This is a genomic window from Crossiella cryophila (assembly GCF_014204915.1).
GTDB lineage: Bacteria > Actinomycetota > Actinomycetes > Mycobacteriales > Pseudonocardiaceae > Crossiella > Crossiella cryophila.
The window spans coordinates 10,045,264-10,058,141 of sequence record NZ_JACHMH010000001.1 but is presented as its reverse complement, the minus strand read 5'-3'; the positions used below and the strand labels follow the sequence as shown (position 1 = coordinate 10,058,141).

Genomic DNA, 12,878 nt, shown 5'->3' with positions numbered 1-12,878 from the left:
GCGGTGTTCCTGGTCGGGCTGGTCGAGGGCACGTTGCCGATCCAGCACGCCATCGGCGACACCCCGGCCGACCACGCGGCGATCGAGGAGGAGCGGCGGCTCTTCTACGTCGGGATCACCAGGGCCAGGGAGCACCTGTGGTTGTCCTGGGCGTTGTCCAGGGCCGAGGGCGGCAAGCGGTACCGGCGGCGCAGCCGTTTCCTCAACGGGCTGATGCCCGAGGACCATCCGGCTGCCCTTCCGGGCCGCGCGCAGGGTGTGTCCGGCAACACACCGTCTCGACAATCGGTCAAACCGGGCTGCCGTGGTTGTGGCGGCGCGCTCATCGGCACCACCGCGATCAAGCTCGGCCGATGCTCCGGCTGTCCGTCCACTGTGGACGAGGAGTTGCTCGCCAGGCTGCTCGCCTGGCGGGGGGCGCGAGCCAAACAACTCAAGGTCCCGCCGTATGTCGTCTTCACCGACGCCACCCTCACCGCGATCGCCGAACAGCGTCCGGCCGACGACGCGGCGCTGGTGTCGATCTCCGGCATCGGCGCCACCAAGCTGACCCGCTTCGGTGCGGACGTGCTCGCGCTCGTGCACGGCGCGCAATCGTCTGACCACGGGGAAGTACCACGATCGGGCAGTTGAAGAGCATTTTGTAAAAAGCGGTTGCACGTCCGTGGGACCGCGCAATAACCTGCAACAGCCGGGTGCGAAGAGCCCCGAGCCCGCGAGACTCGATCTCGCCAACTGGGGAAGGGGGTGGACGTCGTGAGGAACCTGATGATCATCGGAACCCCGGCCCACCCCTTGACCGGGAAATTCGGCCCGTCCGGGCACGGCATCAATGGTAACGGCGGCGCCCTGTGCGCCGGGGTGAATTCGCGGGTCGGCCTTGCCGCCCGGCGTTACGCCCAGTTCCAGGGGACCACTCTGTTCACCGCGTGGGCCCCCACCACCGTCACCACTCTGATCCCGAGCGTCGTCGATGTGCCGAACACCGATGAGCGTCGCACGTCCGCGTTGGAGAGAAGTCCCTGACCCCAGGTCAGGAATGACCCACCTCTCGAGGCCGCGGACCCCCACCAGGGACCGCGGCCTTTTTGTTGCTCCAACCCAAAAAAAGATGCACAAAACCGTTGGTACTAAAGGAGAAACACCTTGTTGACCGTCACTGCTCCGTCCACTCGTGACGTGGCCCCTACCGGCTGGGACACCTCGGCCGGTGTGACCGACCTGTTGGACGACGCGTCAGGCGCGGGCCTGAGCCTGCCCTGCCGCGTCAACGACCCCGACCTGTGGTTCGCCGACACCCCCGCCGACCTCGAGGTCGCGAAGGGTTTGTGTGCTGGCTGTCCGGTGCTCGCCGAGTGCCTGGCCGGTGCGCTTACCCGTCGCGAGCCCTGGGGCGTCTGGGGCGGCGAGATCTTCGAGCGCGGTGTGGTCATCGCGAAGAAGCGCCCGCGTGGCCGGCCCCGCAAGACCGACACCGTCGCGACCCCGGTCGCGACTCGCACTGAGGAGGCAGCGGCGTGAACACCAGCGGCGATGCCACCTACTTCCTCGTCATGAACATCGAACGCTCGAGCCAGGGATTCAAGACCATGAATCTGTACGAAGAACTGTCCAAAGTACGAATACAAGAGGCTCAACGGGTGTCGGCCGAGCGCAGGCTTGCCTGCGACCTCGCGTCGGCGCGCCGGTGGCGGAGGTTGTCCCAGTGGGCGGCCCGCCGCGCGGAGCGTTACTCCGCGTCCTGAGCCCACAACCCAGACACCCCTTCAACCCTGACAGGCGTCGTTCCCCGTGAACGACGCCTGTCGGCGTTCAACCGGTCTAGTCCACCCGCGCCTACTGCCCGGCGGGCAGCACCTCGCAACTGTGCTCGGCCCCCTGCTCGGCCAACCACCGGCTGTACCGATACCGAGCCCCGAGCACCGCCGCCCGCACCACCCGCCGCGGCGCGAACAACACCGCCCCCACCCACAACTCCGGCCAGGGTTCGTTCCGCCACGCCTCCAGGTGATCCATCCCCATGGCCACCGCCTGCCGCATCACCAGCGACCCCGGCGCCATCGCCAGCAAACTGCTCACCGCGTAGGCCGTCTCCTCGACCGTCCCGCCGCCGACACCCCAGGACCCGTCGGCACGCTGGGTCGACATCAGCCAGTCCACCGCCTCCTCCCGGACCCCGTCGTCCAGCCCGTCCGCCGCGGTCAGTACCAGCCAGGTCGAGTGATAGGGCGAGAGATGCCAGCGGTGCTGCCAGTAGGCGCTCTCGGTGCGGTGGTCGCGAAGCTGCCCGAGCACGTCGGACCGGGCGGCCGAATGCCGTCCGGGATCGGTGGCCAGCGCCCCGATCAGGTGGATGGGATCGGTATCACTGCTGTTCAGGCGGGCGATGAGGTCCTGATCGACCGGCAGCCCGCAATACCCGCGCAACGCCAGCAAGATCGCTAGTCGATCGGCTTCAGCACCCCCGCTCGCGCCCGCGACAGCCTCCGCGCTCGCGCTCGCGACAGCGCCCGCGCCCGCGTCGGCAACCGCGCCCGCGTCGGCAACCGCGGCCACCGCCGCATCCGAGCCCGAATCCCCGCCTGTCTCCACCCTCGCCTTCGCCCCTGTGCTCGTGTCCGCCAGTCCGTCCCCGCTCGGCATTCCCAGCGCCGCCACCGACGCCCGGAGCAGCTCGCCCGGCACCCCCGACCGGGCCAGCGTCAGCGCCGTCCACAGCGCCTCCAACTCCTCAACCGTGCCAAGGCAGAGGGTGGAGTCGTTGGGCGCCAAGGGTTTCTCGCAGTGGGTGGCGACCAGGTCGGTCAGGTTGGGGTAGGGCAGCGGCAGGTTCAGTTCGCGGGCCCGGTGGAGCAGGATCGACAGGTGGGTGGCGAAGTTCGGTGGGCGGCGCGGGTCGTCCTCGCGGACGCCGGAGAGCGCGTTCCACAGATAGGCGACGCCGGCGTGGGTGGCGGGCAGGACGTCCGGTCCGCCGTCCGGGTCGGCGAGGTCGGCCTCGGTCAGCGCGACCACCGCGGCCAGCGTGTTCAGGCACCGGTCCGGCGCGAACGGGATCGCGCCGCCCCAGGACCCGTCGCGGTGCTGGGTGTCCAGTAACCAGCCGGTCTGGAGCGGGTCCAGGTGCCCGTCGTCGAGCGCGGCGACCGTGCGGAACGCGCTGGAAGTGGTGTGCTCCGGCATCGCGGGCTCAGCCAGCAGACGCTGGATCGCCGGCTCTGGGCAGTCCTGGTGGCTCGACACAGCGGCGAAGATTTCCATGACGCTGTTTCTGTCCGCCAGACACTTTTGGGCAAGGTTGGCTGTTCGTTCCGCCAGCGACTCATGAGCTAACGGCCAGGGCGGCGCGTGTTCGGCCCAGTGCGGTGGACGCCCGTTCGGCCGCTCCTCGGTAACCTGAACGGGTGCATACTTAGAATACTGGTCAGTCACATAGGCGTGCGCTCGGTAAACGGCTCGGCAAACGGCGGGTGAACCACTGCTCGTCGCCGCTCCGGCACGTTCGCCAGACTCGGCCGACTGGATGACTAGCCAGTCAGTCAGGATCCAGGTCAGACTTAGCCATCCGACCTATCTGGTTGGGATACCTATCCACAGTGCGAAAAATCTGTTGGGGTGCAGAGATGACGCTGATGACGAGAACAGCGCCAGTCCTTCGACGAGACCACACATCGGAGCGATCCAGTGTTCCCAGTCCCGACCGCATGGGTTTGATCACAGTCGGTATCGCCGACGACGAGATCCTCATCCGCACCGGCGTCCGCGGCGTGCTGGACCGCGCCGCCGAGATCGTCGTAGTGGGCGAGGCCAAGGACGGCCACGGCGCCGTGGACCTGGTGCGCACGCACCGGCCACGGGTGCTGCTGCTCGACGCGGTGATGCCCGGAACGGACGCGCTGGCCGCCCTCAGGGTGATCCGCCGTCACTCTCCGTTGACCCGCGTGGTCATGCTGGCCAACCCGGCCGCCGGTGACCTGCTGCTGCCCGCGCTGCGCGCTGGTGCGGTCGGCTTCCTGCCCAAGACCGGCAGGCCGGAAGAGCTGGTCAACGCGGTCCGCGTGGTAGCGGCGGGGGACGCCATCCTGTCCCCGGCGGCCACCCGCAGCCTGGTCGACCACGTGGCCGGCGCCGAGGCGGACCGCCGTGACCGCGCCTCCCACCGGGTCCGCGCCCTGACCAAACGCGAACGCGAGGTCCTGGTGCACGTCGCCAAGGGCATGGCCAACGCCAAGATCGCCAGGGTGATGTGCCTGAGCGAAAGCTCGATCAAGGCCCACGTCAGCCGCATGCTGACCAAGCTCCGCTGTGACAACCGGGTGCAGGCCGCGCTCATCGCCCACGACGCCGCGATCATCAGCTAGGCGCTAGCGTCAGCACATGGGTGAGTCCGACACACCGATGTGCGTCCGCTGCGGCAGCCAACGCGACCAGGACAGCGATCCGGCTGTGCTGCTCGCCTGGTCAACCGAACGCACCACCCGCGGCACCCGCTGGCTGTGCCCCGACTGCGCACGCGCCCACGTGCGCGGCATCGAGGGCAAACTGCCCGACGAGTACTGGTGACCCTGCCCCGGGCCCAGCCCTCCTCGGCCAGCCAGTCCACCCAGAACAGCCCAACCCGGCAGCCGGCTTGATGCGGCAGCCAGCTCAACCCGACGGCCAGCTCCACTTGGCAGCCAGCTCAACCCGGCAGCCGGCACGACGTGGCGGCCAGCTCAACCCGGCAGTCAGCCCAGCCCGGCAGTCAGCCCAGCCCCACGGCCAGCCCGACGTGGCAGCCAGCCAGACGTGGCACAGCCCGAACCCGGCAGCCAGCTCCACTTGGCAGTCAGCCCAGCCCGACGGCCAGCTCCACTTGGCAGCCAGCTCAACCCGGCAGCCGGCATGACGTGGCGGCCAGCACCACTCCGGACAGCCGCCCTCTCCGGCCCCGCGCAGTCGCGCCGCGCCGAGCGGCGCCGACGCTTCCCCACCCAGGCGCGCCCCCCGTGTAACCGCTCTCGCACGCCAGGCGACCTGCGCCAAGCACGCGGATCGCGGATCGCCGCTCGCCGACACAGTCCACCGGCGGATTCCGCATGCGCCAGCCCGATTTCGTTCCTCGGGTGACTCGACCCGTGCTGCCCCGCGCGGTGGTGGTGCTCAGTCCTCGTCGGCGAAGCCGGGTTGCCAGCGGGTCACGATGTCCAGCAGGGAGGTTTCCGCGTCCAGTTGGCACAGGATGCCGATGGAGCCGAAGGTCACCCGGTGGATCAGCAGGTACTGCGGTGGCAGGTTCAGCGACCGGCCGGTGCGGAAGTCAGGGCCGCGCAGGTTGCCGATCCGTTCGGCCTGGCCCTGCAACCAGGACCGGGTGAAGTGGAACTGCTCGGTGCGCAGTGGTTCGACGAACGGGCCGAGGTAGGCCAGCACGTCCTCGGCGGAGAGTTCCGCGTCCGGGCGGATGAAACCCTCGCTGCGCAACCGGTCCAGCATGTCGTCGGAGCGGCCCTCCAGCGCGAGCCGGGTGACCACGCCCAGGGTCTCGGGCAGGCCGTCCGGCAGTTGCGCGCAGGCGCCGAAGTCGAGCACGCACAGCCTGCCGTCGGGCAGCACCAGGAAGTTGCCGGGGTGCGGATCGGCGTGCAGCAGTCCGGTGCGGGCCGGTGCGGAGAAGTGGAACTCGGCCAGCCGCCCGCCGACCTCGTTCCGTTCTTCGCGCTCGCCGTCCCGGATGATCGCCGACAGCGGGGTGCCGGTGACCCACTCGGTGACCATCACCCGCGGCGCGCTGGCCACCACCCTGGGCACGAGCACCCGCTCGTCCCCGGCGAAGGCGGTGGCGAAGGTGCGCTGGTTGGTGGCCTCGTTGCGGTAGTCCAGTTCCTCGACCATCCGCTCCCGCAACTCGGTGAGCAGCGGCTTGACCTCCATGCCCGGCACCACGGCCTGGAACAACCGGCTGAAGCGCTCGAGCTGGCGCAGGTCGGCGAGCAACGCCTCGTCCGCGCCCGGGTACTGCACCTTGACCGCGACCTCGCGCCCGTCGTGCCACACCGCGCGGTGCACCTGTCCGATGCTGGCCGCGGCCGCAGGCTCGTCGGAGAACTCGGTGAACCGCTTGGCCCAGCCACTGCCGAGCTGTTCGGCCAGCACCCGGTGCACCGTCTTGGCAGGCAGTGCGGGCGCGGCGGACTGGAGCTTGGTCAGCGCCTCGCGGTACGGCGCGGCCATCTCCTCGGGAATGGCCGCCTCGAACACGCTCAGCGCCTGGCCGAACTTCATCGCCCCGCCCTTGAGCTGCCCGAGCACCGCGAACAACTGCTCAGCGGTCTTGGCGGACATCTCCGCGCTGATCTCCTCGGCGCTGCGCCCGACCAGGCGCTTGCCCCAGCCGGCGGCGACACGTCCCGCCACGCCGAGCGGCAGGCTGGCGAGCTTGGCCGTGCGAGCGACGGCACGGCGCGGGATCTCAGTCACCGAGCGATTCTCCCCCGAGTTCGACGGCATTCGGGACAGACCCGGTCAACATCGGGACCGCCCACCCAGTTGTCTGACTACATGTAATCAGCATGGGGTGAGCCTGCGCCACAGGGGCAATCGGGATGCGGGGTCAGCACCTCCTTTCCCATGGAGGCGTTGATCGGGTCGATTTCCAGCACCGCCGACCAGCTCGGCGGCGGCACCCGCCCGCTGTCCGGCCAGGACAGGGCGAGCAGCACCTGGGTGGCCGCCAGTGCCGCGGTGGCCTGCGCGCAGCTCAGCTCCGGCGGCGGGCTGTGCCACAGCAACTGCGCGGACACCCGCGGCCAGTGCGGATCGGCCGTGCCCCGGTGCAGTTCAACGCATTGCAGGCAGGCTCCGCGCCCGGCCCGGACGAACGGCCCGACGTAGCCGACGCCCTCGCTGACCCGCACCGCCAGGTGCGGCACCCGGTCGGTCATCAGCCTGCCCAGCAGCTCCGCGTCCGGGGCGTGCCAGTCGGTGAGGACCACCAGGTCCGGTCGGCGGCGACCGGCGAGCGCCTCGGTGCGCACCGAGGGCGCGCAGCGCAGCAGGTGCGCCCGCGCGGCCTCCGCTCGTGGCCGTCCGATGTCGGTCTCGGTGAATCCGCAGCCCAGATCGTCCACGTCGACCGCGCCGGAGGTCTCGACCTGCACGTGCCCGACGCCCGCGGTGGCGAGCAGCCCGGCGATGGCGGTGGCCAGCCTGCCGCGGCCACGCACCTGCACCGCGGCGTGCTCGCGCAGCGCGATCAGCGTTTCCGGGGGTGAGCCGGTGCGTAAGGCCCAGGTGGCCCGGTCGCTGCGCAGCCGCCCGCCCGCGCCGGGGCCGACCGGCTGGTCCAGCAGCCCGGCCTCGGTCAGCAGGTCCAGCACCTGATCGACCTGCTCGGGCGGGGCCAGCTCGTGCAGATCGGCCACGGTGTGCCCGCCATCCAGGCGCAGCACGGTTTTCACCTGGTCAGGGGACAGGCGGTCGAGCAGTACGCCGTGCCGGCGATCCAGGCCGAGCTGGACGGCGTTGTTCTCCCGGCGCAGCACCGGCAGGCAGGGCAGGATGCGCGGCCTGACCTGGGTGAGTGGGTCGTCGGTGCTGGTGGCGGGGGGTGTGGGGGTGGTGGGCTGGAGGGTTGCGGTCATGTGGCCACGGTCGCAGGGCGGGGGCGAAAGTGGAAAAAAGCTATCCACAGGGGGGTGGGTTATCCACAGATCGGCGGTGGGGGTGTTGGGGTGGCGTTGTGGCTGGTAGAGGGCGCGAAAAGAGGGGCGGCTCGTGGTGAGCCGCCCCTCTAATCGTGTGGTGTCGCGTGTTATGGCGACAGTCTGTTCGGTCAGACAGTTGCCTTGCCGAGAATCCTGGTCATCTTGGTGCCGCACACCGGACAGGTGCCCTTGGCCATCCGACGGTTGTTGCTCTCTTCGACCTGGCCCTCGAAGTCCCGCTTCTCCCGGCACTTCACGCAGTAGCCGTTGTAGCTCTCGGCCACGGCGACCTCCCTTGGCTGTTGTGGCCCCGATCTCCCACGACCGGGGTTGACTGAGCTTGGCCCGCCCGCCTCGCTCGCGACTCGCGGCCACGCTACCTGTGGTTTCTGCGAACCGCCGGAGCGACACAGCCACGGTGTGCCCGCTTCACCCGACCTCGCCTGTGGATGGTTGCGACCAAAATGTCGGTGCTGGCCGTACGGTGAACCTCGTGGCGAAGGCGCAGGTCGAGGTACGCCGCAGCTGGCGGCGTCGGCGCACGGTCACCGCGTACCGGGAGGGGGACAAGATCATTGTCCTGCTTCCGGCGAGGATGAGCCGGGCAGAAGAAGAACATTGGGTCGAGGAGATGCTGCGCAAGCTCCAGCGCAGTGAGACGCGGCGGCGTTCGCCCGCGCGATCCTCCGACGAGATCTTGCTGGCCAGGTGTGCCGAGCTGAACGCGAAGCACTTCGCGGGCCGGGCGAGCCCCAGCAGCGTGCGCTGGGTGCCGCCGATGCGGACCCGGTGGGCCTCCTGCACGCCGGGGGACGCCACGATCCGGGTCAGCGAACGACTGCGCGAGGTGCCGTCGTGGGTGCTCGACTACGTGCTGGTGCACGAGCTGGCGCACCTGCTGGTGCCGGGGCACGGGGCGGATTTCTGGAAGCTGGTGCGGGCCTATCCGAAGACCGATCGGGCGATGGGGTTTCTGGAGGGGCTGTCGGCGGCGGCGGGGTTGGGGATCGAGGTCGAGGGGGACTGAGGGCGCGGGATCGCCGCGGCCGGGCGGCTGAGCCTGGGCGCTGAAGTGGCGCTGCCGGGCCGGGGTCGCTGAGGTTGGCGGCGGGGCGCGGCGGGGGTGCCGAGTTGGGCATGTCGCGACGGTGCTGCTGCGCCGTGGCGCGCTGAGGCAGGGGCCCGGTGGCTGGGCTATGCCTCCTCTGGGCGGATCAGGCGTTCGATGCGGCGGCCGGCCAGATAGGCCGGGTCGGTGCTGCGGGATTGCTTGACCACCGCCGGCCGGATGCCCCGGTCGATCAGGCGGGCGAAGGCCTTGAGGAAGTCCAGGCCGGGGATGTGGTTGTCCGGGAGGACCAGGGCCACCGGGCGCTCCAGTGGCGTCGGGGGCTGGTGGTCGTACTCGCGGATCAGGCGGGTCATGGTGGCCGCGATGGGTTTGCGGGCGCCGGTGTTGGTGAGCAGGCCCAGGTCGTATTCGAGGGGGTTGAAACCGGACAGGGCCGGGTTCAGGTCGTGGGAGCACCACCAGGTGATGCCGAACAGGTCGCTGCTGGTGGCCATGGATCTGATCGAGCGTTCGGTCCACTCCGGGATCAGCTCCGCGGGCATCCACTTGGTCGAGACGCCGGTTTCCTCTACCCAGACCTGGCGGCGGGGATCCTGGTGGAATGCCTTGATCACCTCGATGAAGTACTCCGAGTAGTGCACTGACGGGGTGGACAGCGGGCCGAAGTCCTGGATCACCCTGGTCCAGCCCGCCCAGGTGTGCACGGCGCTGGCGGTGCCGCTGGTGGCCAGGCCGTCCCGGCTGAAGTAGGCGTCGTTGAGCCAGGGGTAGTGGTCGATTCCGGACACGTGCAGTTTGCCGGGGGCCAGGCGTTCGCAGGTCGCGAACAGGGTGTTGTGCCAGGCGTCGCCCTGGGCCGGGGTGGGTTTCAGGCCCAGCGGGATGCCTGCCCAGTGGACCTCGTTGGACAGGTCGAAGCCCAGGAAGCGGCGGTGTCTGCCGATGCGGGCGGCCAGGGCTTCCAGCAGGCGGTGCTGGGCGGCCAGGGCCGGTGGGTCGGTGAAGAAGTCGCGGACCTTGCCGGTGTTGTTGTCGATCAGCCAGGGCGGGATGAACAGCAGGCCGCTGACCGCGCCGTTGAACACGGTGACCTCGACGTCCAGGCGGTGGCGGTCGGCCAGGTCGAGCAGGTCGGCGATCCGGTCGAGTTGCTCGGCGCGGACGTAGTGCGGGTTGGGCTGCAGTTCCGGCCAGCGCACATGATCCGGATGTGGTCCATGCCCAGCGCGGCGATCCGGTCCAGGTCGCGGGCGATCGAGGCGCGGTCCCAGTCCGCCCAGCTGAACCACCAGTTCTTGCTGGGGACGTAGTTGACGCCGAAGCGGATCCGGCGGCGGGCGGAGGGGGAGCCCTCGGCCTCCGGGCTCGCCGCGGGAACGGGGGTGGCGAGGTCGGCGGCGGGATCGGCGGCGGCCGGGCTCGCGATGGCCGCGGAGGCGGTGGCTCCGGCCAGGGGCGCGGCGGCCGCGGTGCGGAGGAAGGAGCGGCGGGGCAGTTCGGCTGGCACCACCTCATGGCACCGCGCCCTGCCCCGCCTCGGCCAGGGTCGTTAGTCGCGGTCCGAACGGATCGTCCGGACCGCGCTGCTCACCGGCTCACTTGCCCTCTGGCTCGTCGTCCTTCTTGCGGCGTTCGGCCTCCTCGGCGCGCTGGATCGCCGCGATCGGGTCGTCCAGGTCCGCGTTGTCCTGGCCCCAGCGCTCGGCGAAGCCCAGCGGATCGTCCAGGTCCTCGGTGGTGGGCATCAGGTCCGGGTGCTCCCAGACCGAGTCCCGGCCGGTGACCCCGTGCTGGTCGGTCATCACCCGCCACAGCGCGGCCGCGGCCCGCAGCCTGCGCGGACGCAGTTCCAGGCCGACCAGGGTGGCGAAGGTCTGCTCGGCGGGGCCGCCGCTGGCACGCCTGCGCCGCAGCGTCTCGCGCAGCGCGTCCGCGCCGGGCAGGCGGTCGCCCACCGCGTCACCGACCACCACGTCCACCCAGCCCTCGACCAGGGCCAGCATGGTCTCCAGCCGGGCCAGCGCCGCCTTCTGCTCCGGGGAGTGCTCCGGGTTCAGCACGCCCGAACCCATCGCCTCCTCCAGCGCCGCGGGGTTGCTCGGGTCGAGCTGACCGGCCAGGTTCTCCAGCGCGGCCACGTCCACCTTGATGCCGTTGGCGAACTCCTCGACCGTGGCCATCAGCCGCTGCCGCAGCCACGGCACGTGCGCGAACAGCCGCTGGTGCGCGGCCTCGCGGGCGGCCAGGAACACCAGCACCTCGCTGGCCGGGCGGCCAAGGCCCTCGGTGAACTTCTCCACGTTGGCAGGCAGCAGCGCGGCCACGCCCTCCGGACCCAGCGGCAGGCCGACGTCGGTGGAGGTCAGCACCTCGGAACCGAGCTGGGCCAGCGCGTTGCCGAGCTGGGAGCCGAAGGCGAGTCCGCCCATCTGCCCGACCATGGACAGCAGCGGGCCGGCGGCCTGCCGCGCCTCGTCGGGCAGCGCGTCCACCCACGCCCCGGAGACCCGCTGGGCCACCGGATCGCACAGCCGCCGCCAGCTGGGCAGGGTCTGCTCGACCCAGGTCATCGCCGACCAGCTCTGCGTGCTGCGCGCGCCGACCGGCAGTGCGGTGGCCGGGTCCAGCCACAGCTCGGCCAGGCGCACCGCGTCGGCGACCGCCGAGTCCTGCTGACCACTGGGGTTGAGGTTGCCGCCGTTGTCGATGAGCTGTTGCACGGCGATCTGTTTCGCCACGTCGTAGTTGACCGGCCCGGTCTGTCCCTGGGACTGGCTGAGCATCTGGCCGAGCTGGCTGAGCATCTGGCCGAGCGCGCCCATGTCGATGCTGCCGCCCGGCGGCATGCCGGGCAGCCCGGGGATCCCCCCTGGCGGCATGCCGGGAAGGCTGAAACCGAAGGGGTTCTGCTGGCCGCCCGCTCCCTCGGAGCGCTTGCGGCCCTCGCCCTCGTCCGGGTCCGGTGCGCTGAAGCCGAACGGCTGGTCCGTCATGCCTCCACGGTACGCGGACCGTGGAGGGTGCACCCGGCGACGTCGACGGCCCCGTACGCTGTGTCGTCGTGACCCGCCGTACCTGGACGCTGCTTTTCAGTTCCGTGCTCGTGCTGGTGCTCGGCCTGCTCGGCGCACTCCTGCCGGTGCCCTACGTCGCGCTCGGGCCCGGCCCGGTCTACGACACCCTCGGCAAGGTCAACGACACCCCGGTGGTCGACATCGGCGGTGAGAACACCTTCCCGACCGGCGGCAAGCTGTCCATGACCACGGTCTCGCTCAACGACGGCATGACCCTGCTCACCGCCTTCGGCCTGTGGCTTTCCGGCGATTACGCGCTGGCCCCGCGCGAGGAGCTGTTCCCGCCGGAGAAGACCAAGCAGCAGATCGACCAGGAGAACAGCAAGGCCTTCCAGGACTCCCAGTCCAGTGCCGAGATCGCCGCGCTGCGCTTCCTGAAGTACCCGGTCAAGGTGCTCGCGGTGAAGATCGAGGACAACAGCGCGCTCAAGGGCATCGTGGAGCCGGGCGACCGGATCCTCGCGGTGGCCGGCAAATCGGTGGCCAATCCGGCCGAGGTGCGGGCCGCGCTGGAGAAAACCAAGCCGGGTGACCAGGTAGATGTTCGCTACCAGCACAACGCGGACCCGGAGAAGACCGCCAGGGTGACCCTCGGCAAGGCCGATGACCGGCCGCAGGGCGTGCTCGGCGTCAACTCGGCCGAGCGCCCGGACGTGCCGTTCCAGATCAAGATCGCGCTCAAGGACGTCGGCGGCCCCTCGGCCGGACTGATGTTCGCGCTCTCCATCGTGGACAAGCTGACCCCCGGCGAGATCAACGGCGGCCAGTCCATCGCGGGCACCGGCGAGATCGACGCCGATGGCAAGGTGGGCGCCATCGGCGGCATCCCGTTCAAGATGATCGCCGCCCGCAACCAGGGCGCCACCGTGTTCCTGGTGCCGGAGGGCAACTGCGCCGAGGCCAGGCAGCGCACCCCGGAGGGGCTCAAGCTGGTCAAGGTCGGTTCGCTCGGCCAGGCGGTCAACGCGCTGGAGGCACTGCGCAACAACCAGCCGACGCCGGCCTGCTGAGCGGAGCCGGAGCAGCACCGGCCGGGTCCACGGCGAA

14 protein-coding genes are annotated in these 12,878 nt (G+C 70.4%); 8 read left to right on the top strand and 6 right to left on the bottom strand.

Features of this window, described 5'->3' with window-relative positions; translation table 11 throughout:
* The 4 genes from HNR67_RS43375 to HNR67_RS43360 form a co-directional block, all read left to right on the top strand.
* Positions 1-633 (top strand): HRDC domain-containing protein (locus HNR67_RS43375; RefSeq protein WP_185009877.1); only part of this gene is annotated, 633 nt, incomplete at its 5' end.
* Between the two features lie 123 nt (positions 634-756).
* On the top strand, positions 757-1,026 hold the full coding sequence (locus HNR67_RS43370; protein WP_185009875.1) for a hypothetical protein: 270 nt from the start codon (positions 757-759) through the stop codon (positions 1,024-1,026).
* A 120-nt stretch (positions 1,027-1,146) separates the two neighbouring features.
* Positions 1,147-1,521 carry a WhiB family transcriptional regulator gene (locus tag HNR67_RS43365; RefSeq protein WP_281403283.1) on the top strand — a complete coding sequence of 125 codons (375 nt, stop codon included), beginning with the start codon at positions 1,147-1,149 and terminating at the stop codon, positions 1,519-1,521.
* Positions 1,518-1,745 (top strand): hypothetical protein, encoded by a 228-nt coding sequence (locus HNR67_RS43360; protein WP_185009871.1) that lies wholly within the window; start codon positions 1,518-1,520, stop codon positions 1,743-1,745. Before HNR67_RS43365 ends, HNR67_RS43360 begins: the two co-directional genes overlap by 4 nt.
* A gap of 91 nt (positions 1,746-1,836) precedes the next feature.
* Here HNR67_RS43360 and HNR67_RS45500 read toward each other — a convergent pair whose 3' ends face one another.
* The gene (locus tag HNR67_RS45500) at positions 1,837-3,261 is read right to left on the bottom strand and encodes a prenyltransferase/squalene oxidase repeat-containing protein (protein ID WP_185009869.1); all 1,425 of its coding nucleotides are present in this window, start codon (positions 3,259-3,261) and stop codon (positions 1,837-1,839) included.
* Positions 3,262-3,704: 443 nt separating this feature from the next.
* On the opposite strand from HNR67_RS45500, the gene HNR67_RS43350 reads away from it, so the two are divergent.
* Positions 3,705-4,361 carry a response regulator gene (locus HNR67_RS43350; RefSeq protein ID WP_185009867.1) on the top strand — a complete coding sequence of 219 codons (657 nt, stop codon included), beginning with the start codon at positions 3,705-3,707 and terminating at the stop codon, positions 4,359-4,361.
* Between the two features lie 16 nt (positions 4,362-4,377).
* Positions 4,378-4,563: a hypothetical protein gene (locus tag HNR67_RS43345; RefSeq protein ID WP_185011828.1), complete on the top strand. Its 186-nt coding sequence runs from the start codon at positions 4,378-4,380 to the stop codon at positions 4,561-4,563.
* 579 nt (positions 4,564-5,142) lie between these two features.
* Here HNR67_RS43345 and HNR67_RS43340 read toward each other — a convergent pair.
* The 3 genes from HNR67_RS43340 to HNR67_RS45495 all read right to left on the bottom strand — a co-directional run bounded on the left by HNR67_RS43340 (position 5,143) and on the right by HNR67_RS45495 (position 7,969).
* Positions 5,143-6,489 (bottom strand): ABC1 kinase family protein, encoded by a 1,347-nt coding sequence (locus tag HNR67_RS43340; protein ID WP_185009865.1) that lies wholly within the window; start codon positions 6,487-6,489, stop codon positions 5,143-5,145.
* A 47-nt stretch (positions 6,490-6,536) separates the two neighbouring features.
* The gene (locus tag HNR67_RS43335) at positions 6,537-7,622 is read right to left on the bottom strand and encodes a TOMM precursor leader peptide-binding protein (protein WP_185009863.1); all 1,086 of its coding nucleotides are present in this window, start codon (positions 7,620-7,622) and stop codon (positions 6,537-6,539) included.
* Between the two features lie 191 nt (positions 7,623-7,813).
* Entirely contained in the window at positions 7,814-7,969 is a 156-nt protein-coding gene (locus HNR67_RS45495; RefSeq protein WP_185009861.1) for a DUF5679 domain-containing protein, read from the bottom strand.
* A gap of 209 nt (positions 7,970-8,178) precedes the next feature.
* On the opposite strand from HNR67_RS45495, the gene HNR67_RS43325 reads away from it, so the two are divergent.
* Entirely contained in the window at positions 8,179-8,712 is a 534-nt protein-coding gene (locus HNR67_RS43325; RefSeq protein WP_185009859.1) for a M48 metallopeptidase family protein, read from the top strand.
* A gap of 167 nt (positions 8,713-8,879) precedes the next feature.
* On the opposite strand, the gene HNR67_RS43320 is transcribed toward HNR67_RS43325, so the two are convergent.
* Together HNR67_RS43320 and HNR67_RS43315 are read right to left on the bottom strand one after the other, a co-directional pair.
* Entirely contained in the window at positions 8,880-9,956 is a 1,077-nt protein-coding gene (locus tag HNR67_RS43320) for a glycoside hydrolase 5 family protein (protein WP_246492725.1), read from the bottom strand.
* A 396-nt stretch (positions 9,957-10,352) separates the two neighbouring features.
* Complete coding sequence (locus HNR67_RS43315) at positions 10,353-11,750, bottom strand: zinc-dependent metalloprotease (RefSeq protein ID WP_185009857.1); 1,398 nt, start codon at positions 11,748-11,750, stop codon at positions 10,353-10,355.
* 68 nt (positions 11,751-11,818) lie between these two features.
* Between HNR67_RS43315 and HNR67_RS43310 the strand changes: the two genes are divergently transcribed.
* Positions 11,819-12,841, top strand: a complete 1,023-nt coding sequence (locus tag HNR67_RS43310) for a YlbL family protein (protein WP_312989468.1) — start codon at positions 11,819-11,821, stop codon at positions 12,839-12,841.
* Positions 12,842-12,878: the final 37 nt, after the last annotated feature.

Bases quoted from the DNA above. Each gene is read 5' to 3' on its own strand.
- HNR67_RS43345 (WP_185011828.1), top strand. From the start codon at position 4,378: ATGGGTGAGTCCGACACACCGATGTGCGTCCGCTGCGGCAGCCAACGC.
- HNR67_RS43350 (WP_185009867.1), top strand. From the start codon at position 3,705: ATGGGTTTGATCACAGTCGGTATCGCCGACGACGAGATCCTCATCCGC.
- HNR67_RS45500 (WP_185009869.1), bottom strand. From the start codon at position 3,261: ATGGAAATCTTCGCCGCTGTGTCGAGCCACCAGGACTGCCCAGAGCCG.
- HNR67_RS43340 (WP_185009865.1), bottom strand. From the start codon at position 6,489: ATGCCGTCGAACTCGGGGGAGAATCGCTCGGTGACTGAGATCCCGCGC.
- HNR67_RS43335 (WP_185009863.1), bottom strand. From the start codon at position 7,622: ATGACCGCAACCCTCCAGCCCACCACCCCCACACCCCCCGCCACCAGC.
- HNR67_RS43315 (WP_185009857.1), bottom strand. From the start codon at position 11,750: ATGACGGACCAGCCGTTCGGCTTCAGCGCACCGGACCCGGACGAGGGC.